This is a genomic window from Blastomonas sp., assembly GCF_046294995.1.
Taxonomy (GTDB): Bacteria; Pseudomonadota; Alphaproteobacteria; order Sphingomonadales; family Sphingomonadaceae; genus Blastomonas.
Map to the genome: position 1 here is coordinate 48571 of NZ_JBKBOG010000006.1, position 25111 is coordinate 73681.

Annotated in this window: 23 protein-coding genes; 14 read left to right on the top strand and 9 right to left on the bottom strand. The window is 65.6% G+C overall.

Features of this window, described 5'->3' with window-relative positions; all coding sequences use genetic code 11:
* Positions 1-17 precede the first annotated feature (17 nt).
* Together fliD and fliS are read left to right on the top strand one after the other, a co-directional pair.
* Positions 18-1415: a flagellar filament capping protein FliD gene (gene fliD, locus ACK4R0_RS09135; protein ID WP_409673426.1), complete on the top strand. Its 1398-nt coding sequence runs from the start codon at positions 18-20 to the stop codon at positions 1413-1415.
* 26 nt (positions 1416-1441) lie between these two features.
* Positions 1442-1834 (top strand): flagellar export chaperone FliS, encoded by a 393-nt coding sequence (gene fliS, locus ACK4R0_RS09140; RefSeq protein ID WP_409673429.1) that lies wholly within the window; start codon positions 1442-1444, stop codon positions 1832-1834.
* A gap of 30 nt (positions 1835-1864) precedes the next feature.
* On the opposite strand, the gene ACK4R0_RS09145 is transcribed toward fliS, so the two are convergent.
* Genes ACK4R0_RS09145 through ACK4R0_RS09155 form a run of 3 tightly spaced genes read right to left on the bottom strand, consistent with a single transcriptional unit; the run spans position 1865 to position 3839 of the window.
* Positions 1865-2173 carry a DUF1905 domain-containing protein gene (locus ACK4R0_RS09145; RefSeq protein ID WP_409673432.1) on the bottom strand — a complete coding sequence of 103 codons (309 nt, stop codon included), beginning with the start codon at positions 2171-2173 and terminating at the stop codon, positions 1865-1867.
* A 50-nt stretch (positions 2174-2223) separates the two neighbouring features.
* Positions 2224-2901: a COQ9 family protein gene (locus ACK4R0_RS09150; protein WP_409673435.1), complete on the bottom strand. Its 678-nt coding sequence runs from the start codon at positions 2899-2901 to the stop codon at positions 2224-2226.
* Between the two features lie 29 nt (positions 2902-2930).
* On the bottom strand, positions 2931-3839 hold the full coding sequence (locus ACK4R0_RS09155; protein WP_409673438.1) for a DMT family transporter: 909 nt from the start codon (positions 3837-3839) through the stop codon (positions 2931-2933).
* An 87-nt stretch (positions 3840-3926) separates the two neighbouring features.
* Here ACK4R0_RS09155 and ACK4R0_RS09160 point away from each other — a divergent pair, with 87 nt between their 5' ends.
* The 3 genes from ACK4R0_RS09160 (at position 3927) to ACK4R0_RS09170 (ending at position 7165) form a co-directional block, all read left to right on the top strand.
* Positions 3927-5030, top strand: a complete 1104-nt coding sequence (locus ACK4R0_RS09160) for an alkene reductase (RefSeq protein ID WP_409673658.1) — start codon at positions 3927-3929, stop codon at positions 5028-5030.
* Positions 5027-5827, top strand: a complete 801-nt coding sequence (locus ACK4R0_RS09165) for a sterol desaturase family protein (protein ID WP_409673441.1) — start codon at positions 5027-5029, stop codon at positions 5825-5827. The genes ACK4R0_RS09160 and ACK4R0_RS09165 overlap by 4 nt, the downstream gene beginning before the upstream one ends.
* A 108-nt stretch (positions 5828-5935) precedes the next feature.
* On the top strand, positions 5936-7165 hold the full coding sequence (locus ACK4R0_RS09170; protein WP_409673443.1) for a threonine synthase: 1230 nt from the start codon (positions 5936-5938) through the stop codon (positions 7163-7165).
* Between the two features lie 204 nt (positions 7166-7369).
* On the opposite strand, the gene ACK4R0_RS09175 is transcribed toward ACK4R0_RS09170, so the two are convergent.
* Together ACK4R0_RS09175 and ACK4R0_RS09180 are read right to left on the bottom strand one after the other, a co-directional pair.
* A complete protein-coding gene (locus tag ACK4R0_RS09175) occupies positions 7370-8473 on the bottom strand; it encodes an acyl-CoA dehydrogenase family protein (protein WP_409673445.1) in 1104 nt (367 codons plus the stop codon).
* Between the two features lie 104 nt (positions 8474-8577).
* Entirely contained in the window at positions 8578-9753 is a 1176-nt protein-coding gene (locus ACK4R0_RS09180; RefSeq protein WP_409673448.1) for an acyl-CoA dehydrogenase family protein, read from the bottom strand.
* 177 nt (positions 9754-9930) lie between these two features.
* Between ACK4R0_RS09180 and ACK4R0_RS09185 the strand changes: the two genes are divergently transcribed.
* Positions 9931-11595, top strand: a complete 1665-nt coding sequence (locus ACK4R0_RS09185) for an FAD-dependent oxidoreductase (protein ID WP_409673451.1) — start codon at positions 9931-9933, stop codon at positions 11593-11595.
* 180 nt (positions 11596-11775) lie between these two features.
* On the opposite strand, the gene ACK4R0_RS09190 is transcribed toward ACK4R0_RS09185, so the two are convergent.
* Entirely contained in the window at positions 11776-12570 is a 795-nt protein-coding gene (locus ACK4R0_RS09190; RefSeq protein ID WP_409673454.1) for an enoyl-CoA hydratase/isomerase family protein, read from the bottom strand.
* A 161-nt stretch (positions 12571-12731) separates the two neighbouring features.
* Between ACK4R0_RS09190 and ACK4R0_RS09195 the strand changes: the two genes are divergently transcribed.
* Both ACK4R0_RS09195 and ACK4R0_RS09200 read left to right on the top strand, forming a co-directional pair.
* A complete protein-coding gene (locus tag ACK4R0_RS09195; RefSeq protein ID WP_409673457.1) occupies positions 12732-13463 on the top strand; it encodes a methyltransferase domain-containing protein in 732 nt (243 codons plus the stop codon).
* Between the two features lie 38 nt (positions 13464-13501).
* Complete coding sequence (locus ACK4R0_RS09200; protein WP_409673460.1) at positions 13502-13924, top strand: VOC family protein; 423 nt, start codon at positions 13502-13504, stop codon at positions 13922-13924.
* Positions 13925-14057: 133 nt separating this feature from the next.
* On the opposite strand, the gene ACK4R0_RS09205 is transcribed toward ACK4R0_RS09200, so the two are convergent.
* Entirely contained in the window at positions 14058-15371 is a 1314-nt protein-coding gene (locus ACK4R0_RS09205; RefSeq protein ID WP_409673463.1) for a hypothetical protein, read from the bottom strand.
* 208 nt (positions 15372-15579) lie between these two features.
* On the opposite strand from ACK4R0_RS09205, the gene ACK4R0_RS09210 reads away from it, so the two are divergent.
* The 6 genes from ACK4R0_RS09210 to ACK4R0_RS09235 all read left to right on the top strand — a co-directional run bounded on the left by ACK4R0_RS09210 (position 15580) and on the right by ACK4R0_RS09235 (position 23365).
* Complete coding sequence (locus ACK4R0_RS09210) at positions 15580-17124, top strand: DUF389 domain-containing protein (protein WP_409673465.1); 1545 nt, start codon at positions 15580-15582, stop codon at positions 17122-17124.
* Between the two features lie 66 nt (positions 17125-17190).
* A complete protein-coding gene (locus ACK4R0_RS09215; protein ID WP_409673468.1) occupies positions 17191-18651 on the top strand; it encodes a glycosyl transferase family protein in 1461 nt (486 codons plus the stop codon).
* Entirely contained in the window at positions 18644-19810 is a 1167-nt protein-coding gene (locus ACK4R0_RS09220) for a hypothetical protein (RefSeq protein WP_409673471.1), read from the top strand. Before ACK4R0_RS09215 ends, ACK4R0_RS09220 begins: the two co-directional genes overlap by 8 nt.
* Positions 19811-19883: 73 nt before the next feature.
* Positions 19884-20801 carry a sulfite exporter TauE/SafE family protein gene (locus ACK4R0_RS09225; RefSeq protein ID WP_409673474.1) on the top strand — a complete coding sequence of 306 codons (918 nt, stop codon included), beginning with the start codon at positions 19884-19886 and terminating at the stop codon, positions 20799-20801.
* Entirely contained in the window at positions 20798-21562 is a 765-nt protein-coding gene (locus tag ACK4R0_RS09230; RefSeq protein WP_409673477.1) for a TIGR02186 family protein, read from the top strand. Before ACK4R0_RS09225 ends, ACK4R0_RS09230 begins: the two co-directional genes overlap by 4 nt.
* Positions 21563-21703: 141 nt before the next feature.
* A complete protein-coding gene (locus ACK4R0_RS09235) occupies positions 21704-23365 on the top strand; it encodes an ATP-binding protein (protein ID WP_409673480.1) in 1662 nt (553 codons plus the stop codon).
* A gap of 48 nt (positions 23366-23413) precedes the next feature.
* Here ACK4R0_RS09235 and ACK4R0_RS09240 read toward each other — a convergent pair whose 3' ends face one another.
* Together ACK4R0_RS09240 and ACK4R0_RS09245 are read right to left on the bottom strand one after the other, a co-directional pair.
* On the bottom strand, positions 23414-24154 hold the full coding sequence (locus tag ACK4R0_RS09240; RefSeq protein ID WP_409673483.1) for a 7-carboxy-7-deazaguanine synthase QueE: 741 nt from the start codon (positions 24152-24154) through the stop codon (positions 23414-23416).
* Positions 24155-24259: 105 nt separating this feature from the next.
* Positions 24260-25093, bottom strand: coding sequence for a TorF family putative porin (locus ACK4R0_RS09245; RefSeq protein ID WP_409673486.1), 834 nt, complete (start codon positions 25091-25093; stop codon positions 24260-24262).
* Between the last annotated feature and the right edge of the window lie 18 nt (positions 25094-25111).

The window sequence follows — 25111 nt, forward strand, 5'->3', positions numbered from 1 at the left end:
CCCAAGAGGACACGGCCATGGTCACCAATAGCGGAATATCGAATCTCATCACCGGGTTTACCGGCGTGAACAGCGCATCTTTGGTCAACGACCTGGTGGCGGCATCGCTTCAGCCCAAACAGGCTGCGGTGAAGGAACGGCAGAACCTCAACCAGGCGCGCATTTCCGCACTCGCCTCGGCCACATCGGCGCTGGACACTTTCTCCACCGCGCTGACCGAAATCCTCAACGGCCGCCAGTTTTCCGGCGCGCTGGTCTCGACCCGCGGCGATCTGGTCGCAGCGACGTTCATCCCCGGCCAGAAACCACAGGGGCTGCCTGCAACGGTCCAGGTGACGCAGCTGGCATCGGCGCAGAGCATGGTGTCGGCGTCGTCCTATGCCGCCAATGCGCAAGTGGGTGAAGGCACGCTGACCATCGAGACATCGGCGGGCAGCTTCGATGTCATCATCGATTCGACCAACAACAGCCTGGGCGGGCTTCGCGACGCGATCAACGCATCGGACAGCGGAGTCACCGCGAGCATCATCACCGACAACAACGGCTCGCGGCTGGTGCTGCGCGGCAAGGAAGGGGCGGCCAACAGCTTCACCATCACCGGATCGGGCGGCGCTGCGGCACTCGATGCGTTTGCCTATCCGCCTGCCGGTGGCGCCGGCATGACCTCGGTCACCAATGCGGGCGACAGCATCGTCAAGGTCAACGGCATCGATGTCGTCAACAGCTCCAACCAGATCGACACCGCCATCCCGGGCGTGCGCATCAACCTGCTCACCGCCTCGCCTGGCACCACTGTGGTGATCAGCGGCGACCAGCCGACATCCACGGTCAAAGATGTGCTCAACGAATTCGTCAAGGCCTACAACGATCTGCGCACCGCGCTCAACAGCGCCACCGCGCCGGGCCTGGAAGGCGCGAGCGGCGGGCCGCTGGCCGGCAATGCCGCCGCGCGCGACATGATGCGCGCGCTGGCCGCGCTGACCACCAAGCCGCTCACCGATACCGGAACCTACCGGTCGCTCGCCGACATTGGCGTGAGCACCGGCCGCGACGGGACCCTCACGCTCAACGCGACCAGGTTCGATGCCGCGCTCGCCGCCGATCCCGAAGGCGTCGCCAAGATGCTGGAGCCTGCGACGCCCACCGCCGGCAACCCGGGTCTTGCCAAGGCGTTCGAGGATGTGCGCACCAGCCTCAAGGCGCCCAGCAGCTCGCTCACCACCGCGAAGAAACGGTTCGCCGATCTGGCTCAGGATTACAGCAAGGCGCTGGAAAAGGTCCAGGAAGACAGCGCCCGTTACCGCGAGCAGCTGCAAACCACCTTTTCGGCCATGGACCGTCAGCTGACGATCCTGCGCTCGACGCAGAGCTATCTCGACCAGCAGATCGCTGTTTGGTCGGGCAAGAACAACTGAAATCCACGAAACGATAAGGGATCGCCATGAGCTTCATCTCCCCCCGGCGCAACATGGGCAGTTACAAGGCCGTCGACACCGCAAGCCGGGTCGAAGGCGCCAGCCCGCACGATCTGGTCGTGATCCTGTTCGACGAGCTGCTGCTGCGGCTCGATGCAGCGGTGCGCCATGCCCAGCGCGGCGAGAGCGTGCCGATGATCCAGGCGCGCGCCCGCGCCTCGGCCATCGTGATCGCGCTCGAGGAGAGCCTGGATTTCAACAAGGGCGGCGAACTCGCGCTTGCCCTTGCGCGTATCTACCGCGAAGCCAGCCGCCGGATCAACGCCGCGATCAGCGTCGACAACGTCGACCTGCTGGTCTCCGCGCGCCAGATGCTCGCCGAGATCGCCGAAGCCTGGCGATCGATCGCGCCGCGGTGAGTGCCACCGCCTGTCGTGCAGCCTTCGTTTTCAGTGTGGCGTAAAAATTCTGATCGTGGCTGACACCGTGTCAGCCATGTCGATGCCTGCTGCTGTCCTGACCGCAATCTTGAGCGGCAGCAAAAATCCGCCGTCGCGCGGAATCAGGGATGTGGTGAATGCGACGGCGCCGATGTTGGCCTGCACGGGTACGCAGCCCCAGCCATAGCTCGCTTGCCGGGCTGCATGATGGATTTCGCCAAGGCAGTGTTGGGGCAGCGCTAGGAAATAAAACGGGGCCGGACCGCGCCATTCTATCACCGGCGCGCTGAATTCGACCCTGGCAATTTCCTCGCGCATGCCGTGCCCCTTGCCGATGTCACCGCCGGATCGCTGCAGCTATGCCAGCCTTACCGCGCCGGGTAGCGCAGACGGCCCAGGAAGCGGGTGAGGCTGAGGCTTTCGCCGCCCTTGGTCCACTTGGCCTTGGCCTTTTCGAACTGCATGACGTTCTCGATGCGGCGCGCGAGGAAGGCGTGGGTGTCGGCGAAGTCGGGGCTTTCGTCGTCGAGAAACGCCATCAGCGTCGATCCGTAGACGCCCGACAGGATCATTCGCTTGGAATAATGGTTGTAATCAGTCGCGGTGTCGCCCGCGAGCCGCCACATCAGGTCCGCGGTGCGCCATGACAGCTTGGCGGCGCGGCCGAGGTTGGAGGGCAGCGCAAGGATCGCGGTTGCGCGGCGCAGCGCTTCGCGTTGGTGCGCAACGGCCTCGAAGCGGAACGCCACGAGTGCGGTGATGCGCTCGCGGATCTTCATGCTCGCGATCCGCTCGGGCGGAAACGCCTCGATCATCTGCGCATCGATATGGCTGATCCACGCCTCGATCATGTCCATCGGGCCCTGATCGAAGGCAAGCTGGGCAAGCCCGGGCTCCAGACCCTGCGCACTCGCGGCGGCATCTCGCGCGGCCGGGGTCCAGCCATCGAACACCGCTTCGTCGGCGATGAATGGCGGCAGGAACAGCCGCACCTCGTCCAGCGTCGGGTCGGCGGGCAGGGTGTCGAGCTTGGTCGGGCGGTACATGGGCGGTGCCTCCTTGGGTGGCATCCCAATTAGGGAGCCGCAGGCGAACCTGCAAGCCGCGCGGCGCGGCGCGCCTCGGGCAGCCGCACCAGCACCAAGGCTGCGCCGATGGCGACCATGCCGATCCAGTCGGGCAGCGACAGCCGTTCGCCGAAGGCCACCCAGCCCACGATCACCGCGATCACCGGCTGGCCGAGCAGCGCAATCCCCAGCACCACCGGGGAGAAATGGCCGACCGCGTAAACCATCAACCCCTGGCCGAACAATTGGCAGACCAAGGCAAGCAGCAGCACCGGCGTCCAGTCGGTCGGCCAGACCGGCTCGCCCAGCAGCAGCGCGATGACCAGCATCGGGGCGATGCCGAACACCGTCGACCAGACCAGCACCGACCAGCTGCCCAGAACGCTGCGGACTTTGCGGATGCTGAGCAGATACACCACGTACAACACGCCTGCGGCGAGGCAGAACAGGTCGCCCACCAGATTGCGGACGTCGAGTTCGTACGAGCTGCCCATCAGCAGGCCTGCGCCGACCACCGCCAGCACCACTGCGCCGACTTCGGCCCGGTGCGGCCAGGCGCGGCTGATCACGAAGCCATAGAGCACCAGGATGATGCTGCCCATGTTGCCGAACAGGGTCGAGTTGGCGAGCTTGGTCCGCTCGATGCCGAAGTTCCAGCTGGCAAGGTCGAGCGCAAAGGCGAACCCTCCCAATGCCAGCACCCACCAGATGCCGCGGCCATAGCCCGACAGCGGTTCGCGCCGCTGCATCGCGATCAGCACCAGCACCGGCAGCGCCAGCGTCAACCGCCAGAATCCGGCGGACACAGGGCCGGTATCGGCCATCCGCACGAACAGCGGACCGAAGGCAAGCGCCACATTGGCCATGATCAGCGCCAGCAGGGCCAGACCCCCACCGCGCTCGGTTGCTTTTGTCATCGCGGGGGCTTAGCCAATCACTTAAATCCTGTCTCGGCAAAACCGGGACGGTGCAAACGGAGATTCTTGCCGATGTCCAACGATACAATGCCGACCCTGTTCGACCCGATCCAGCTCGGCGCGATTGCCTGCCCCAACCGCATCCTGATGGCGCCGCTGACCCGCTGCCGCGCGACCAAGGCGCATGTGCCGGTGCCGCTGATGGGCGAATATTATGCGCAGCGGGCCAGCGCCGGGCTGATCATCTCCGAAGCCACCGGGATCAGCCAGGAAGGCCTGGGCACCCCGTTCGCGCCGGGCATCTGGAGCGACGAGCAGGTCGAAGCCTGGAAGCCGATCACCGAGCGGGTGCATGAAGCAGGCGGGCGCATCATCTGCCAGCTGTGGCACATGGGCCGTCTGGTGCATTCGGATTTCATCGGCGGAAAGCCGCCGATCTCGGCCTCGGCGACGCGGTTCGATTATCATGCGCACACCTATGAAGGCACCAAGCCCTATGACACGGCGCGCGCGCTGCCGGTGGACGAGATTCCGCGCGTGATCGCAGACTATGTCCGCGCCACCGAAAACGCCCGCCGCGCGGGCTTCGACGGGGTGCAGATCCACGCGGCCAACGGCTATCTGATCGACCAGTTCATTCGCTCCTCGTCGAACCTGCGCGAGGACGAATATGGCGGCGCGATCGAAAACCGCATCCGCCTGCTCGGCGAAGTGACGCAGGCGCTGGTCGATGCCTGGAGCCACGAGCACGTCTCGGTGCGGCTGTCACCCAACGGCGAGACGCAAGGCGTCAACGATGCCACGCCCGACGCGACCTTCACCGCCGCCGCCGCCTTGCTCGACCGGATCGGCATCGCGTTCCTCGAACTGCGCGAGCCGCCCGCCAACGGCACCTTCGGTGCCAGCGACGTGCCGCCGGTCAGCCCGCATATCCGCAAGGTGTTTGCCGGGCCGCTGGTGCTCAATAGCGATTACGTGCTGGAGAACGCCCAGGCAGCGATGGCCGAGGGCTGCGCCGACGCGATCAGCTTTGGCCGCACCTTCCTGGCCAACCCCGATCTGCCGGCAAGGTTCGCTGCTGATGCGCCGCTCACCCCCGACAATCCCAAGCGCTGGTACGGCCAGGGGCCCGAGGGTTACACCGATTACCCGACGATGGCCGAGCAGTCCGAACTCGCCGCCGCGTCATGATCGCCAGCGGCCAGCCCTTGCTGATCAGTGCGGTGCTGATCGGCACTGCGCTGGTGCTGCTGCTGGCCGAAGCCTTGTGGCCGCGGCGGAGTCACCGGCTGCCGCTGGCGCAGCGCTGGCGCACGCATCTGGGCTTCGTCATGATCAACATGCCGGTCGAGCGCGGGGTGCAGGCCTTGGTGTTCATCGGCGTGTTCGGCGCGATAACGGGATACGCCGCGCAGCCCGATTTCGGATTGCTGCCGATGACCGGGCTGCCCGGCTGGGCGCAGGGCGTACTCGCGATCCTGCTGCTCGACCTTGCGGTCTGGGCGCAGCACTGGGCGACGCACCGCATTCCGCTGTTGTGGCGGCTGCACCGCGTCCATCACCCCGACCGCGATCTCGATATGTCGACCGCATTGCGCTTCCACCCGCTCGAGATCGCCCTGTCGATGCTGCTCAAGATGGGCGTCGCGCTGGCGCTGGGGGCGCCGTTATGGGCGCTGATCGTGTTCGAGCTGCTGCTGGCGGTGCTGCCGATGTTCAACCATGCCAATCTGGCGCTGCCGCTGTGGCTCGACCGGGTGCTGCGGCTGGTCATCGTCACGCCGGACATGCACCGCGTCCATCACAGCACCGCGCGGATCGAGCATGACAGCAACTACGGCTTCTGCCTGTCGATCTGGGATCGCGTTGTCCGGACCTATCGGCCGCGCCCCAGCGGCGGGCATCAGACGATGACGATCGGGCTGACCGATTATCCGGGCCGCGAATCCACCCGGTTCGGCTGGTCGATGGGGTTGCCATTTCGTTGATCGGCTGCCTTTCGACCGCAAGCGCTTGAATTTGCATTCGATTGCTGCATCTGGTGCTGGCACCCGCCTTTGCCGCCGCCCGCGATGGGCATGGAGTTTCCGTTACCTATGTCCCTGCTGAGCAATATCACCGCCGAGCGCGAGAGCTTCGTCACCCATCTCGAATGCTCGATGACCGGCGAGGTCTACCCCGCCGACGAGGTTCACGGTCTATCGCGCGTCGGACGGCCTCTGCTGGTGCGCTACGACCTGCCTGGCATCGCCGCGCATCTCGACCGGGACGCGTTGCAGGCGCGCGAGACCGATCTGTGGCGCTGGCGCGAGCTGCTGCCGGTGCGGCACGTGCGCGATATCGTCAGCCTGGGCGAGATCGAAACGCCTTTGGTACCGTTGCCGGTCTCCGGCGGGGCGAATGTGATGGCCAAGGATGAGGGGCGGCTGCCGACGGGATCGTTCAAGGCGCGCGGGCTGGTGATGGCCGTCGCCATGGCCAAGGCGCTGGGGATCAAGCGGATCGCGATGCCGACCAACGGCAACGCCGGCGCGGCACTGGCGGCTTACGCCACCCGCTGCGGGATCGAGACGATCGTGTTTTGCCCCGAGGACACCCCCGATATCAACGTGCAGGAAATCGCTTTGCAGGGCGCGCGCGTGTGGCGGGTCAACGGGCTGATCGATGATTGCGGTGCGATCGTCGGCGAAGGCGCGAAGCAGGGCCGCTGGTTCGATTTCTCGACGCTGAAAGAACCCTATCGGATCGAGGGCAAGAAGACGATGGGGCTGGAGCTCGCTGCGCAGTTCGGCTGGGAACTTCCCGATGCGATCTTCTATCCTACCGGCGGCGGCACCGGCCTGATCGGCATGTGGAAGGCGTTCGACGAGCTCGAGGCTCTGGGTTGGATCGGCCCGAAGCGACCCAAGATGTTCGCGGTGCAGGCTGCGGGTTGCGCGCCGATCGTCAAGGCGTTCGACGATGGCGCCGAGCATGCCGAACGCTGGGAGAACGCGCAGACGGTGGCGGCGGGCATTCGCGTGCCACGCGCGGTGGGCGATTTCCTGATTTTGCGCGCGGTGCGGCAAAGCGGCGGCAGGGCGCTGGCGGTCGAGGATTCAGCGATCGAGATGGCGGTGCAGCAAGCGGCGCGCCAGGACGGGCTGCTGCTGTGCCCCGAAGGCGGCGCGACGCTGGCGGCGTATCATCAGGCGCTGGCCGCCGGGCTGGTGAGCAAGGTAGACAGGGTTGTGCTGTTCAACTGCGCCACCGGGCTGAAATACCCGATGGCGGATGATTCGCGCACGCTCGATCGCCATGCGCCGATCGACTTCGACGCGCTGTAGTTCTCCGGCGGAAGCCGGAATCCAGGAGTCATATTGTACTGTAGTCGCTCTGGACTCCGGCTTTCGCCGGAGAACGGGGATTCGTTTGGAACCCAACCCCGTCATTCCCGCGAACGCGGGAATCCCGTTTTTCTTGGCGATCGTGGCGCAGAAGCGGGACCCCCGCCTGCGCGGGGGTGACGATGATGGTGCGGCGTAGATCTGTTAAAGCGGGAACGCCTGGCGGATCGCCAGCAGGCGGCGCAGCGCGCGGCCCAAGGGCAGCTCTTCGGACATGCCCATGCCGCCGTGCAGCTGGATCGCCTGCTTGCCGACCTCGACGCCATCCTCGCTGACCGCGCGATAAGCGGCGCGGGCCGAGCGGGTCATGGCGTCGGCATCGCCTGCAGCATCGTGCGTCACCGCCTCATAGACCAATGACCGCGCCTGATCGAACGCCACCGACATGTCGACCATGCGGTGCTGCAGCACCTGGAACGAGGCGAGAGGCACACCGAACTGCTTGCGGTCCATGGTATAGGCCTGTGTCGCGAGGCACACGCGGCGCATGATGCCGGTGCCCTCTGCGGCGAGCAGCAGCCGCGCCTTGTCGATCACCTTTTGCAATGCGTCAGCCGCCGCACCGGTGCCGAGCAGCAGCGCGTCGGCGCCAACCGAGGCATTGTCGAGCGCGACATCGGCAGCCCAATGGTCGTCGCGCAGGCGATACGGCGTTACGGTAACGCCCGCGTCATCGGCGGGGACGAGGAACAGGCCGAGGCCTTCGCCGCCGCTGCCCGGTTCGCCGTCGATCCGGGCAAGGACGATGATCTGTTCGGCCGCTGCCGCGCCATGCGCCAGCGACTTGTGACCGACAAGCGTCCAGCCGTCGCCGCTTTTGGTCGCGCGTGCTTCGCAATACCAGATGTCGTGCCGCGCGCGCGGCTCGTGCAGTGCCACGCCGATCGGCGCGCCGCCCGAGACGATGGCTTCGATCAGATCGCTGCGCTGCTGGGATTCGGGGGCGGCGGCGATCAGGCCGCCGGCGAGGATGGTGCTCGCCAGCACCGGCTCGACCACCAGGCCTTCGCCCAATACCTCGAACAGGCTGACGCAATCGCCAAGCCCCGACTGGCCTTCGCCCTGCAGCCCGCCATCGGCCTCGGCGAAGGGCAGCATCAGCCACCCGGCTTCGGCCATTTCGGCCCAGAGCGCGGTGTTGAGAGGGGCCTCGCCCATCTGGCCAAGCTTGTCGTCGGCATAATGTTTCTGGGTGAAGCGGCGGGCGCTGTCGGTCAGCAGCTGCTGGTCGTCATTGGGTGCGAACATGTGGGTGATCCTGTCACTAGTTCCGTCTGTCCCGAGCGCAGTCGAGGGACGTGCTCACGTGTCTCGACTACGCTCGACTCAGACGGGTAGGGAATTGGTGGTTATTACAGCCCTGCGGCCATCATCTTGGCGAGGATGTTCTTCTGCACCTCATTGGTGCCGCCATAGATCGACTGCGCGCGGCCGAAGAGGAACACCGACATCGCGTGCTCGCCTTCCTGGCCATAGGGGTGCGCCGGGTTCTCCGCCGGACGCGGCAATGCTGCCGGCCCTGCAATATCGAGCGCGAGTTCGGAGACGTCCTGCGACAGCTCGGTGCCGAGCAGCTTCAGGGGCGCGACCAGGCGCATCGCCTCCATCGACTGGCTGGGAGATTCGAGCGCTCGGGCTTCCAGCGCCGCCAGCTTGGCAAGCCGTTGCTCGAGATCGTCGAGCCGCTGCGCGATCCTGGGATCGTTGATCGGCGGATCGATGAAGCGTTCGGTCGAGCTCGCCCATTCGCGCAACCGCGCGAGATCGCCGCTGGTGCGGGTGACCCCGGCGATCCCGGCACGCTCGTTGCCCAGCAGGAACTTGGCATAGGTCCAGCCGTCGTTCTCGTTGCCGACCAGATTCTTCACCGGCACGCGCACATCGGTGAAGAACACCTCGTTGAGGTGATGCATGCCATCGATCGTGCGGATCGGGCGGACTTCGATGCCCGGCGTGTTCATGTCGATCAGCAGGAACGAGATGCCGTTCTGCTGCTTCACCTCGGTGTTGGTGCGCACCAGGCAGAAGATCCAGTCGGCCCAATGCCCCTGCGTCGTCCAGGTCTTCTGGCCGTTGACGACATAATCGTCGCCATCACGGACCGCTCGGGTCTTCAGGCTGGCCAGATCCGACCCTGCGCCGGGTTCCGAATAGCCCTGGCACCAGAATCGCGTGCCGTTGAGGATGTGCGGCAGATGCTCTGCCTTCTGCTCGTCGGTGCCGAAGGTGTAGATCACGGGCGCCACCATGGTGATGCCGAACGGGCTGTAGGATGGCGCGCCCGCCTTGGTCGATTCATCGGCGAAGATGCGCTTCTTGGCGAGCGACCATTCGCAGCCGCCATATTGCTTGGGCCAGCCCGGAGCGCCCCAGCCGCGCTTGGCGCGTACGCCCTGCCACCAGGCGGTCAGTTCCTTGCTGGCATTGGCAAAACCGTCGGCGGCAAAGCGCTTTTCGGGGGGAAGTTCGGCATCGAGAAAGGCGCGCACTTCGGCGCGGAAGCTTTCGAGGTCTTCGTCTTCAGTCATGGTCCTCACCTTTGGTGCCTGTGTTGGGCGTTGGCGCGCAATCTGCACCGGAAGCGCGCAAAAGCAAAGCGCATCTGCCAAAAAAGCTACGCATTTCCGCGCCATTCGCATAGGCTGCGGTGCCATGCCGGGCGCTGACGCTACGGCGCGCGAACATCCTTGTGGGAGACAACCGCGATGCGAAGTGCACAGACCAGCGGCACGCGCGGCGATGGCAGCGATCCTTATGCCCGGCCCGAGCAGACGTTCCCGGTGCTCAGCGAAGAGATGGCGGCGCGACTCGCCCGGTTCGGGTCGCGCGAATCGGTCGCCGATGGCGCCTATGTCTTCCACAGGGGCGAGCGGACGGTTGATTTCTTCCTGATCTGCGCGGGCGAAGTCGCGATCATCGACCATAATGATCATGGCGAGGAATCCATCGTCCACACCCACCGCGAACGCCAGTTCACCGGCGAACTCGACCTGTTCAACGACCGCAAGATCCTGGTCAGCGGGCGGGCGGTGGGCCCGGCCGAAGTGGTGCGGGTGCCGCGCGCCGATTTCCGCGCGATGATCGTCGCCGAACCCGATATCGGCGAGATCATCATGCGCGCGTTCATCCTGCGGCGGGTGGCGCTGATGCAGCACCAGCAGGGCGCGGTGACCCTGGTCGGCCCAGTGCGCAGCGCAGATACGGTGCGGATCAACGCCTTCCTCACCCGCAACGGCTATCCGCACCGGACGATCGACTCCGCGTCCGATCCCGATGCCGCGACGTTTCTGCAGGGCTTCGGCCTGACCAGCGGTGATCTGCCGGTGGTGATTTCCGAAGACCAGATCCTGCGCAACCCCAGCACCCACGAACTGGCCGACGCACTGGGCGTCGCGGTTGCGATCGATCACGATCGGCTGCACGATGTCATCGTGGTGGGCGCAGGTCCCGCCGGGCTGGCAGCAGCGGTCTATGCGGCCTCCGAAGGGCTCGACACGCTGATCGTCGAATCCACCGCGCCGGGCGGACAGGCGGGCACCAGCAGCAAGATCGAGAATTACCTCGGCTTTCCTACCGGCATTTCGGGCCAGGCGCTGGCCGGACGCGCGCAGGTGCAGGCGCAGAAGTTCGGCGCGCGGCTCGCGGTGTCGCGCGCCGCGACCGGGCTGGAGTGCAGCGGCGATCATTTCAGCATCGCGCTCGAGGACGGCACACGGGCCAGGGCCCGCGCCGTGGTCGCAGCGACCGGCGCGCGTTATCGCAGGCTCGATCTGCCCGATTACGCCCGGTTGGAGGGTGCGGGCATCTATTACGCGGCGACCGCGATGGAGGCGCAACTGTGCTCGGGGCGCCCGGTGGTGGTGGTCGGCGGGGGCAACTCGGCGGGGCAGGCGGCGGTGTTTCTTTCGCGCCACGCCGCGCATGTCCACATCCTGGTGCGAAGCCAGGGGCTGGCCGCGACGATGTCGAGCTATCTGATCGACCGCATCGAGGCATCGGACGCGATCACGCTGCACCCATTCACCCAGATCACCGCGCTTGAAGGCGATCCGCATCTCGAAAGCCTGGTCTGGCGCGACCGCAACACCGGCGAGACGACACACATCGAGCTCGGCGCGCTGTTCGTGATGATCGGCGCGCAGCCTTGCTCGGACTGGCTGCAGGGGTGCGCCGCGCTCGACGACAACGGCTTCATCGTCACCGGCGACGGCTGCACGCCGTTCGAGACCAGCAGGGCCGGCCTGTTCGCGGTGGGTGATGTCCGCTCCGGCTCGGTCAAGCGCGTCGCCTCGGGCGTGGGCGAGGGATCGGTGGTGATCCAGGCCGTCCACCGCTTCATCGAGCGCCAGAAGGTGGCGGAGATGGGGTGACCTTTTCTTAGATCCTTCCCCAGCTTGCTGGGGGAGGGGGACCGCCCGCGCAGCGGGGGGTGGAGGGGAAGCGGGATCGTGAAGCCGATTGGGCGCCGTGCCATCTCGCTTCCCCTCCACCACCGACCTTCGGTCGGCGGTCCCCCTCCCCGAGACAAGCTCGGGGAGGATTTCTTAAAGTCACCGGTCCCTGAACACGGGTGCGCGCTTCTCGATGAATGCCCGTCTCGCCTCGGCATAATCCTCGGTCATGCTGAGCATGATCTGCTGGCGGTCCTCCAGCGCCAGCGCCGCCTCGAAGCCGGGCGCATCGATGTTGCGGTTGAGCACGTCCTTGCTGAGCCTGAGACCCATCGGACTGGCCAGCAGCATGTCGCCGGCGAGCGCCTCAGCCCTGGCGAGGATGTCGCCGGGCTCGGCGATTTCGCTGACGAAGCCCGCCGCCAGCGCGCGATCGGCACCGACGAAGCGGCCTGACAGAATCATCTCGGAGGCGAGCGAACTGCCCACCAGCCGCGGCAGGAAATAGCTCGACCCCATGTCGCACCCGCCCAGGCCGATGCGGATATACGCTGCGTTCATCCGGAAATCGGGGGTGCAGTAGCGCACGTCGCTGGCGAGCAGCAGCGACATGCCGCCGCCGCAGGCCGCGCCTTGCGCACACGCGATGATCGGCTGCGGGCAGCTGCGCATCAGCTGCATCACCGTCGCGATGGCGCGCTGGGTGCGCCAGCCGCCATGCACTGCGCCGTCTCCCTCGCGCGGGGGCCAGCCCTTGAGGTCGAGTCCTGCGCAGAACGCGCGGCCTTCGGCGTTGAAGATCACCACCCGCACCTCGGGCCGGTCGGCGAGCGACCGGAAATAGTCCTGCAAGCCCAGGATCATCGGCTCGTCCATCGCGTTGAGCGCTTCGGGACGGCTGAGCGTCAGCGTCTCAACCTCTCCGCGCGAAGTGATCCGAATTGGGTCGGCCATGCTCTCCATCCTTAATCTGGGCAGATATGCCTTCTCATTTTACATCGGGCGTCCGCGAATGTTGGTTAAGCAGGTTCAAACGCCCGGTGCCATCGCGTAATCGGCACAATTCGTTTTTGGGCTCCGGCGCGCCGCAGTCCACCCACAAAGGCCCCTGTTTCATGATGTCATCGCTCGCTCGCCGCCTCAAGGGCCGCTCAACTGCCGAAATCGTCCGGCTGATCGGCCACAACATCGCCTATCATGCCAAGGAGATGACCCCGCAGGCGCGCGCGCGCAACCGCCAGTTCCGCGCGTTCGACGAGACCTGGGGCACCGACACCTTCGCGATCCGCGAGCTGCACACGCTGGACGTCGACCGGGCGGTTGCCGCCCATGCACGGCGCTATCAGGCAAGCAACGGCACCGATATGCCGGTGTGGTTCGCTGATCTGGATGTGGATTTCGTGCGTACCGTCTTCATCGATTACGGCTGCGGCAAGGGCCGGGCGCTGCTCGAGGCGGCGCGGTTTGCGTTCGCCAGGGCAATCGGCGTCGAATTTGCGCCCGAGCTTGTCGCGATCGCACAGCGCAACCGCGACATCATGCAGGCCAAGGGCGCGCTGGCAGCGCCTGTCGAGATCGTGTGCATGGATGCAGGGCTTTATGTGCCGCCCGCAGATGTCCCGCTTGTCTGCTATTTCTACGATCCGTTCGATGATGCGGTGATGGCCCCGGTGGCAGATCGGTTGACAGCGCTCACCCAGCCGGTGACGATCATCTATCTCGAACCCAATTGCATCGGCCAGTTCCGTCGCTGCGGCGGCTGGGCCGAGAGCCGCAGCGCAGGCACGCTGGTGCTGCGCAACACGGCAGCGCTGGACGCTGCCGGTGCCGGGCGTCTATCGGCCTGACTGTACCGATCAGCTATGGTCCGATATGGAGGCGCGTTATGACGATCAGACCCTTTCACCTCGCATTTCCGGTTGATGACCTGGCGGCGGCGCGCGGTTTCTATCGCGATGTGCTGGGCTGTGGCGAGGGACGCTCGTCCGATCACTGGATCGACTTCGACCTGTTTGGCCACCAGATCGTCGCGCATCTCGATCCTGCGGCAAGCCGCACGCGCGCCCACCACAATCCGGTCGACGGGCACGACGTGCCGGTGCCGCATTTCGGCGTCGTGCTGACGATGGATGACTGGCAGGCGCTCGCCGATCGCCTGCGCGCTGCGGGGACGCGTTTCGTGATCGAGCCGCATGTGCGCTTTGCCGGCCAGGTCGGCGAGCAGGCGACGATGTTCTTTCACGATCCGGCGGGCAACGCGCTCGAGTTCAAGGCGCTCGCCGACGACGCGATGCTGTTTGCGCGCTGATCGGGCGTTGGTTGCTGCAGCATCAAGCCCCGTCACCCCCGCGCAGGCGGGGGTCCCGCTTTTGTATTGGCCTAGGCTGAAAAGCGGGATTCCCGCGTTCGCGGGAATGACGAGGGGGTGAGGCAGCCGGTTGCTAACGCACCGCCAGATCGGCAGGCAGGGTCGGCTCGCTGATCACCCGCTCCATCGCGGCCCAGCGGGACTTGGCGTCGGGTCCCGCCGCTTCGACGAACTGGGCCACCATATCCTGACCCAGGCCGTAATTGATCACATAGCTGCGATAGGTGTCGGTGAACCCGATCGACTGTTTCGCCCGCGCTTCGCTCATCAGCTGGTATTTCTGGGTCAGCGCGATCGCCTGGGCGCGGTCGATCTGGCCGTCGAGATACATCTGCGCGATGGTGAAGCGCGCGCCGCGCAGGCCCGTCAGCGCCTTTTGCAGCGCGGCAAGGCGCGGGGCATCGGCGGTGGCCAGCCCGGCGAGCGGATAAAGCTCGCGCGTTTCAAAGGCGAGCTTCTCCTCGCCAGGAAAGGCAAGGTCGATGCCGTAGTTCGCCGAGCCTTCGGCGATCAGGCTCTGCGGGCTATAGAGCGGGTAGACGCTGTATTCCATCCAGCCGCGCGCGCGCATCAGCCTTTGTTCGAGCAGATAATTGAGCGCGTGGTGGCCGGGATAGCCTTCATGGCAGCCCAGATCGACCGCTCGGCTGATGCGGATCGGCAGATCGGTGTTGATCTGGATCAGGCTGGCAAGGTTGCCCTGATAGTAATTGTACCCGCTCCACGGCTTGCCGGTGACGAACTCCATGCGGAAGCTTTCGCCCTGGGGAAGCGGAATATGCGCAGCGGTGCGGTTGCGGCATTCGGCGATGGCGCGGTCGAACACCGGTTGCAAACGGTCGGCGGGGATGACGAAGCGTTCCTGGAACGCATCGACCCGCTCGGCCAGCGTGCCTGGCCCGGGCAGCAGCGTCTCGATCTCGGCGAGCACCGGGTCATAGCTGGCCAGCGGCTGGATATCGGGCGTCGCGCCGAACAGGCCGAGCGATTCCTCGCGGAAGCTCAGCCGTTCGCCGCGCAGCATGCGCAGCCGGGTGCGCGCGGCGTTGAGCTGGGCGCGCAGGAACGTGGCGCGGCGCTGCACCAGCAACTCGCTGCCCGACACGTCCACCGCCGAGATGTCGGCGTCCAGCGCATCGACCGCCTGGGCCAGCGCGGGCAGCGCGCGCGGCGATGCTTCGGCGGTGCGCTTCCACTCCGCCGGGCCGTAATAGGCATCGATATAGCCATCCTCGTGCGTGCCGATCTCGAGCGACAGCATGACATATTGCCGGGCGATGTCATCCAGCGGATCGGTGTTCGCGGTGGCGCGCGGTCCGGCCTTGGGCGCGCAGGCGGCGCACAGTGCCAGCAGGGCCAGCAACCCGAACCGTCTGATCGTGATCATGCGCACATCACCTTTGTCTTTGCTTTTCAGGTTTCTAGCCCAGGCGCTTCCGCCGACGGTGGGTGTCGATTTGCGTCCGTCTGGTCCCTGCCGAAAGAGGAATTGGAACACAAAAAGGCTGCGGGCGGCTGGCAAGGCTTTCGATATCCGTCTATCGGCAAAGCACAAGCCGGTCCACCCCTGGCCGGGCAGCAGATGGTAAGACACTATGATCGACCAGTCCGACCAGGCTGAAGTTGGCCGGAACGCCCGCGTGACTCCCGGCAGCGTGGGGGCGCTGGCGGCAAAAGTGGCGGGACCGTTGGGCACCTGGTGGCGCGGGTCCGTCATCCCGTCGATCGAACACCGCGCGGTGATCGCCAAGGTCGATGACGAATCCGGGCTCACTCCGCGTTATGCGTTCATGATCCTGATGTCGGCGGGCATCGCGGTGCTGGGGCTGTTGCTGTCTTCGCCTGCAGTGGTCATCGGCGCGATGCTCATTTCGCCGCTGATGGGACCGATCATCGGCCTGGGTTTCGGCATGGCGATGATCGATGGCAACGAAATCCGCCGGACTGCGGTGACGCTGGCCGGCGGGGTGCTGCTGGCGGTGCTGTTCACCGCCTTGGTGGTCTTCTTTTCGCCGATCAAGGATATCACGCCTGAAATCGCGGCGCGCACCCGGCCCAACCTGTTCGATCTTCTGGTGGCGCTGTTTTCCGCATTGGCAGGCGCTTATGCGATGATCCGCGGGCGCGAGGGCACCATCGTCGGTGTGGCGATCGCAACCGCGCTGATGCCGCCGCTGGCCACGGTCGGCTTCGGGCTGGCGACGCTCAACGGCCCCGTGTTCTTCGGCGCGCTGCTGCTGTTCGTCACCAACCTGATGACCATCGCGATCGCCGCTGCGGTGATGGCGCGGCTCTATGGGTTCGGGCCCAAGCTCACCAGCCGTCAGAGCGGGGTGCAGGCTGCGGTGATCACTGCGGCATTCCTGGCGCTGGCCATTCCGCTGGGCTATTCGCTCAGCCAGATCGCCTGGGAGGCACGGGCGCAGCGGCAGACGCGCGACATGCTGGCCAATGAATTTCCGCGCCAGGCCAAGATCGACCAGCTCGACATCGATTTTTCCAGCGATCCGCTGACGATCCGGGCGACCATCCTGACGCCGGAGTTCAGGGCGCAGGCCGCCGCGCGCAGCGAGGCGCTGCTGGCCGAGGCGCTGGGGCGGCCGGTCAAGCTCAGCCTCGACCAGTTCAGGGTCGGCACCGCCGCCGGCGATGCGGAAGCCGCTCAGCTGGCATCGGCATCGGCGCGCGAGCAGGCGAGCAAGGAGCGCGCTACCGTGGCGCTGGTCGGGCGAGAGCTGGCGATGCTGGCGGGTGTCTCGCCCGATGCGGTGCTGATCGATCGCGAGAAACGGCTGGCGCAGGTGCGTGCCGCGCCGTTGCCGGGGGCGACGCTCGCAACCTATCGCGCGCTCGAGCAGCGGCTGGCGCAGGCAGAACCGCAGTGGCGCATGCAACTGATCCCGCCGCCGCTCGATTTGCCGACGGTAAGCTTCGGGGGTGACGCTCCCGATGCCGCTGGCGCGCAGAACCTGGCGCTGGCCATCTGGGCTGCAAGGCGCACCGGCCTTGCGGTGACCGTCGGCGGAGACGGCGATGCTGCCGATTATGTTTTGACGAAATTGCGCGAAGCAGGCATTGAAGCGCAAACAGACGGATCGCGCAATTCAGCGGGCCCCATTCGTATCGACTGGGCGCTTTGATGGGGGCATGACTGCCCCGCCGGGGGGCATTGCTTGGGGTCGATTGGGGCAACAGCCGGGCAAGAGATGTGTGCGCCAGCAGCGTGCGCTGTTTTCGCATCGCTAGACTTTGCTACCTCAGAGCTTTTGTTATTCTCTTCAATCTGGTTCTTTATCGGGGCGCTCGATGATCTTGCCCTCGATGCCGTCTGGTTGTGGCAGTGGGTTGCCCGGCGGCAGAACCACGAGACGCGCGGGCTGGTCTTTGCACCGCCACCGCCAGCAGACCTGACGCGAAACGCCGATGCCTTTCCGCGCCATGCGGTCTTCATCCCGGCCTGGGATGAATCCGATGTGATCGCCGACATGGTCGGACATTGTCTCTACCGGTGGCCGTACCAGAACTACCGGTTGTACGTCGGCGTCTATGCCAACGATCCGGCGACCGGGCTGGCCGCGTTGCGCGATGCACGCGGCGATGACCGGGTGAGGATAGCGCCGCTGGGCGTCGACGGGCCGACATCCAAGGCCGATTGCCTCAACCGCATCTGGCGCGCGATGCAGGCCGATGAGATTGCCGAGGGTTTCAGCTTTGCATGCATCGTGCTGCACGATGCCGAAGACGTGGTGCATCCGTGCGAGCTGCAGGTGTATGACCGGCTGCTGGCCGATCATGCCTTCGTGCAATTGCCGGTCAGCCCGTTGATCGACCCGGCGGCGCCGCTGATCAGCGGCCATTATGCCGACGAGTTCACCGAAGCCCATGTCCGGGTCATGCCGGTGCGCAGCCGCCTGGGTGTCGCGATACCATGCGCAGGCGTGGGCTGCGGATTTGCGCGCCAGACGCTGCAGGCAATCGCCGACCTGTCGCCGGATGCATCCCCGTTCGCGACCGACAGCCTGACCGAGGACTATGAGCTTGGCATCCGAATCCATGAGGCAGGCGGGCGCGGGCGGTTCGTGCGTGCGCGTGATGACGCAGGCAATCTGATCGCGACGCGCGCCTATTTTCCCAGCGATCTTTCCGCCTCGGTGCGGCAGAAGACACGCTGGACGATCGGCATCGCGCTCAGCGGTTGGGACCGCACGGGCTGGGGCAGGGGTGTCGCCGACATCTGGATGCGCGCGCGAGACCGGCGGTCGGCGCTGGCCGCACTGGTGCTCGTCACCGCCTATCTTGGGCTGATCGGCTGGGTTGTGGTCGGTGCGGGCGCGGTTGTAGGGGTCTATCGGCCATTGCCGCTCGATGCGGCGTTCCACGCGCTGCTGATCGCCAATGGGTTCATACTGGCCTGGCGGACGATGGTGCGCGCGGTGTGCACCGGGCGGGAATATGGCTGGCGGCAGGCTGTCTGGTCGGTGCCGCGCGTTCTGGTGGGCAACATCATCGCGGTCATGGCGGCGCGCCGGGCGCTGGTGGCCTATGTCGCGACGCTCACCGGGTCTAAACTGGCGTGGGACAAGACCCGCCATCACATCCCGCCCGCGCCGCCTGCAGCACTGGCATCGCAGGGGGCAGGCGCGCCGGGCGGATTGGCCGATGGCTGACGGCGGCCTCCAGCCGCGCGCGCGTGCCCCGATGCGCGGACAGCCATTGGTGTTCCTAGGCACCGTCGTGCTGGTGTGGACGGCGGCGCGCACCTTCCACCATATGCCCGATTTCGGCCCGGTGGCTGCTGTGGTGCGGACCGCGCCGACCGGCTCGGTGCGTGCGCAGGCCCGTTCGCGGTCGAAGGGGCCGGTTGGGCTGGTCCAACCGAGCGCTTCTGCGGGATCGGCAAGACCCGTGGCGAGGCAACATCTCGGCTTGCAGCGGACCCGTTTCCAAGGCGCCGATGACGCGCATGCTGATATCGCAAACGGCCTGGATGATTGGCTTGTATCGGCTGCAGGCCCTGCCCGTTCCGCGGCACCGATCGATCCCGGCGGAGTGCCGATCGCAGGTGGACCCCTGCCGTTCGATCCCGAATGGATCGCATTGCGCCCCGCCGCCGACGAATCCAGACCCGCGCCAGGTACAGCGTCGATCGTTTCTGGCACGCGATGGTCGGTCTATGGCTGGTCGCTTCTGCGGCAGGGCACGCGCGCGGGCGCATTGGCACCCGGCGCGCAATATGGCGGCAGCCAGGCCGGGCTGATCGTGCGTTATGCGATGGGGGATCGTGCGCGGGCGCTGTCGGTCTATGCCCGCGCGGCGACGGCGCTTGCCAGTGACGACGACCGGACGCTGGCGATCGGCGCTGCGGCGCGACCCTGGGCGGGTGTTCCGGTCGATCTTGCGGTCGAGCGCCGATTCGGCCTTGCCGATGGCCAGCGCGACCGGTTCGCCGCGATGCTGCTGGCTGGTGGTGGCGGCGCGATTGCGCGCAGCCAGGTCCGTCTGGATGCTTTCGGTCAGGCAGGCATCGTCGGGCGAAGCCAGCCCCAGGGTTTCTTCGATCTGCAGATGCTGGCCACGCGGCAGGTGGCCCAAGCGGACAACCATGTGATCACGGTCGGCGGCGGGGTGTGGGCGGGAGGTCAGCAGGAGTTCGATGCGACAGGAGGCAAACGCTGGGTGCACCGGGTCGATCTGGGTCCGCGCGTGGCGGTTGCGCTGCCTGTCCGCGAGGGGCGGCTGACCGTGGCGTTGGACTGGCGGCAGCGGGTCGATGGCAATGCGTTGCCCGCATCGGGTGCCACGATCACGGTGTCGACAGGTTTTTAGCCTCCATCCCGGCATCCCGGTCGCGTGCCCCCTTCTGCTTGGGCCGTAAAGCGTCTAGCGTCGCGCGCACACCATGGACGTCTATCTTCCCATTGCGAATCTGTCGGTCAACGGCCTCGTCATCATCGGGCTGGGCGGGCTTGTGGGTATCCTGTCGGGGATGTTCGGCGTCGGCGGAGGGTTTCTCACCACGCCCTTGCTGATCTTTTATGGCATCCCCCCCACGGTTGCAGCGGCATCCGCCTCCACCCAGGTCACCGGATCGAGCGTCTCGGGCGTCATCGCCTATAGCCGCCGCAAGGGGGTGGATTACCAGATGGGCGGGGTGCTGGTGGTCGGCGGGATATTCGGTACGTTTGCCGGCGCCGCGCTGTTCCGGGCGCTGCAGCAGCTCGGCCAGATCGATACCGTGATCAACATCGTCTACGTTCTGCTGCTCGGGTCGATCGGCGGCATCATGGCGCGCGAAAGCCTGGCCAGCGTGCTGGCGATGCGGCGCGGCGAAAAGCTGCCCGCCAAGAAGCGGCGGCACCACCCGCTGGTCGCCAACCTCCCGCTGCGCTGGCGGTTCTATCGCTCGGGCCTGTATATCTCGCCGCTCGCGCCGCTGATCCTGGGATTTGCGACGGGTATCCTGACGATCCTGCTCGGCGTGGGCGGCGGCTTCGTGATGGTGCCTGCAATGCTGTATCTGCTGGGCATGGGCGCGCAGGTCGTGGTTGGCACGTCGCTGTTCCAGATCCTGTTCGTGACGCTGGCATCGACCATGGTGCACAGCCTGACGACCAAGGCGGTGGACATCGTGCTTGCGGTGCTGCTGCTGATCGGCAGCGTTACCGGCGCGCAAATCGGAGCAAGGTTCGCGCAGAAACTGCCGCCCGAATATCTGCGACTGCTGCTGTCATTGCTGGTACTGCTGGTGGCGTTGCGGCTGGGGATCGGGCTGGGCTTTCGTCCGGCGGAAATCTACAGCGTCGAGTTGCTGCAATGAAGGCGCTGCGGTGGGTGGCCCTGCTGATGGGTGCGTGGCTGATGACCACCGCCGCGACCGAGCCCGTGCTGGTGCCCGAAGTGTCGCAGCGCGACATCCAGATCCAGTACGGCTTTACCGGCGCGGAACTTCTGCTGTTCGGCGCGATCGTCTATCCCGGCGGCATACCGCCCTCGGGCAACAGCGATATCGTGGTGATCCTCAAAGGTCCGCCCCAATCGATCATCCTGCGCGAAAAGCAGCAGATTGCCGGCATCTGGATCAATGCTGCAAGCACCGAGTTCCGGTCGGCGCCGGCCTATTATGCGCTGGCCTCATCGCGCCCGATCGACCAGATCGTCGATGGCCGTACGGCGGCGATCTATGAGTTCGGCCTTGGCAACCTTCAGCTGTCGCCCGCCGGATCGATCGATCCCGAAGAACAGAGGCGTTTCCTTTCGGGCCTGGTCGATCTCAACCGGCGCGAAGGACTCTACAAGCAGCGGGAGGGCAGCGTCGAGATCCTGGAGGGCGTGCTCTATCAGGCCCGGCTTTCGATCCCCGCCAGCGTGCCGACCGGAATGTACACCGCAGAAACCTTTTTGGTCCGCGACGGGCAGGTGCTGGCTGCGGCGGTGCGCGAGATCGAGGTGCGCAAGTTCGGGTTCGAACGTTTCGTCGCGACCGTGGCAGAGGTTCAGCCGTTTTTCTATGGCGTCAGCGCGGTGCTGGTATCGTTGCTGCTGGGGTGGCTTGGCGGCGTCGTTTTCCGCAAGATCTGACGCCGACGCAGCATCCGGGCACAAGTTCCGGGCATAGATGGAAAATTTACCCTCTATGGCTAAACCGACAGCTGTACTTGCAGCAACAAGGCAGCGGACGGTGCGATGACCGAATTCAATCCCAGGAGCTTTCAGACCCGTATGCCAGCCGCTCCAGCCGATATTCCCGAATTGCCACGCCCGGCCCAGCGTCCTGCAGAACAACTCAAGATCGGCGAGGTGATCGAGATCGCCGGGTCAAGCTCGCAGGTTCTGCTCGACGCCAGCCGTCTTTCGGCCCTGATGGAAAACCCCGACCCCAGCGTGTCGATGGCCGGGCAGGTCGGCAGCCAGGTCAAGATCCGCATGGGCACCCGCTGGCTGGTCGCCAGTGTGCGCACCCAGCGGATGCACCAGCGCGAGGCCGGGCTGATCGTCTGTCAGATCGACTTCCTGGGCGAGGGCGACGAGGAAAAGCTGACCGGGCGCATCTTCAATTTCCGGCGCGGGGTGACGCGCTATCCGGTGCCGGGCACGCCGATCCATGCGATGACCAGCGCCGACCTCAAACAGGTCTATGCCGCCGATTCGCGCCCGCACATCGAGGTTGGCACGGTCTATCCGACCGCCGATACGCGCGGCGCGCTCTACGTCGATTCGCTGCTCGGCAAGCACTTCGCGCTGCTGGGATCGACCGGCACCGGCAAATCCACCGCTGCCGCGCTGATCCTCCACCGGATCTGCGACATGATGCCCGACGGGCATATCCTGATGATCGATCCGCATGGCGAATATGCCAGCGCGTTCAGCGAAAACGGTGCGCTGTTCGATGTCGGCAACCTCGCGATGCCCTATTGGCTGATGAATTTCGAAGAGCATTGCGAGGTGTTTCTGACTTCGTCGGGCGCCGAGCGGCAGACCGATGCCGAAATTCTCGCCAAATGCCTGCTCGCCGCCCGGATGAAGGGCAAGCTGGCGCAAGGCTCGACCAAATTCACTGTCGATACGCCGATCCCCTATATGCTGTCCGATCTCGTCGCCAACATCCAGAACGAGATGGGCAAGCTCGACAAGGCAACCTCGAGTGCACCCTTCCTGCGCATCAAGGGCAAGATCGAGGAGATGAAGGCCGACCCGCGTTACCATTTCATGTTCTCCGGCATGCTGGTGGGCGACAACATGGCCGATTTCATCGCCAAGATCTTCCGTCTGCCCGCAGACGGCAAGCCGATCTCGATCATCGATGTCTCGGGCGTGCCTTCGGACATCACCTCCACGGTGGTCGCGGTGCTCAGCCGCATGGTGTTCGATTTTGCGATCTGGAGCCGCAAGGACCGGATCACCCCGGTGCTGCTGGTCTGCGAGGAGGCGCACCGCTATATTCCTTCCGATCGGGTGCTCGAGCACAGCGCGGTGCGCGACGTGCTCAGCCGCATCGCCAAGGAAGGCCGCAAATACGGCGTATCGCTGGGCCTGATCACGCAGCGCCCGTCCGATCTTTCCGAAGGCGTGTTGTCGCAGTGCGGCACGATCATCGCGATGCGCCTCAACAACGATCGCGACCAGGCGCATGTCCGCTCGGCGATGCCGGAAGGTGCGCGTGGTTTCCTCGATTCGATCCCGGCGCTGCGCAACCGCGAATGCATCATCTGCGGCGAAGGTGTCTCGATCCCGATCCGCGTCGCCTTCGACGATCTTGCCGAATCGCGGCGTCCGGCATCGGCCGACCCGCTGTTCAGCAACCTGTGGTGCGAACGCGGCGGGGAGAAAGAGATGGTCGCGCGCGTCGTCGGGCGCTGGCGCAACCAGGGCAGCCACCGCTAGGATCAATCTTCGGTCCGATCCGGTCCGATCCGGTCCGATTTGCGCCGATCAGGTTCCGCGGGTATCGCCGTACAGGTGAATGTGCAGCCTGTCGGTGAACCGCCAGCCACGTTCCAGACACAATGGACCAAGCCAGGCGCTGCGCGCATGGAGCTCGGCCGGACTGGTGCCTTCGGGCATCAGCATGATGCGTTCCGGCGCGATGCCGCAGCGCGCCGCGAGATGTGCGATCTCGTCGGCATCGGCGGGGCTGGCAACGACGAACTTGAACCATGCACGGCTGTCGCGCGCATGGGCCGCAAGTGTCGCCTCGGTGAACCGCAGTTCCGCAGCGTTGCCCGAATGGGCGAGCTTGGGGGACAGATTGAGCTGGTCGACATGTGCGTCGAAGGCCGGGGTCAGCGCGACCGTCCCGTTACTTTCGATCTCGATGTGGTGCTCCGGCCCCAGCAGGTTGCACAATGCGGCAAGGGCAGGCTGTTGCAACAACGGCTCGCCACCCGTGAAGACGATGTGGCGGCAGCCAAATGCGGTGATCTGCCGGGCGACCTCCGAGACATCGAGCGTCACGCTGTTGTCGCTGCGGCTGTAGAACTGCCCGCCCCGATGATCGGCGGCATGGCCGGTGAAGTACCAGGTATAGGGCGTGTCGCACCATTGGCAGGCGAGGTTGCAGCCTGACAGGCGCACGAACACGGAGGGCCTGCCAGCCGAAATGCCTTCGCCCTGCAGCGAATGGAAGATTTCCGGTTCTCCCGGACGGGTGGTGGCGAGGCGAAGGCTGGGCATGGGTCCCAGCCCATAGCGAAAAACCCGGCGGCTGCCAAAGAATGTGGCCGCACCCGTCGCTGACAGATGCGGCCACGCCCCCCGAAAGGTAAGGTCGAACGGTGATCAGAAAGCTGCGGTGACGCTCACAACCACGGTGGCATCGGCGATCTGGCCGCCCTGCGCGTTGGCAAAGCCACCACCGAGATAGGCCGATTCCGCGCGGGTGATGTCGGTATCGACATAGGCAATGCCCAGCGTCAGTGGTCCATAGACATTCACCGATGCGCCCAGCGACCAATCCCAGTACTTTCCTGTCGGTGCAATGCTGGTTCCGTTGGGGCCAAGGCCGGGGTTGCCGTCCGAATAACCGATATGCGCGCTAAAGCTGACCGGCGTGTCGGGAATGCTGAAGCTGGCATCGCCGGCAAGATAGAGGTTATCCTGCTTCTGGCCGCGGCTGAACGGCGTGTTGGAGAAATTCCCAAGCGCCTCCTGCTTGGGTGCGTAGAACACAGATGCCGTGAGCTCGACGGGGCCAGCAGTTCCGCTCAGCTTGGCATAGCCTTCGAAGAAATCGGTGTTGTCGGCACCGGCGGGATACATGTACCAGGTGACGCCGACGTCGACCCCTGCCGAGCCAATGGTCGTGGCGTAGCCTGCAAAGATGTCGAGTTCCATATTGGTGCCGCCAAAGGTGCCCCAGCCTGCGAGGTTTGATCCCCAGGTGCCGGCATAGAAGCCGTCTTCGTGCGCGATCGTGAAACCGCCCTGAATGGCCAGGTTTTCATCGGACTGCGAAACGCCGCGGAAGCGATAGTCGGACACAAGGCCGACGGAGCCCGACACCATCACCGGCGGCGCGGGTTCAGCCTCCTGCGCGAATGCAGGGGTGGCGACAGCCGACGATACGAGAATAGCGAGGCCAGCAAGGCCCCGGTGGAATTTGGACGTACGCATGGTTTTCCTTTCAACTGG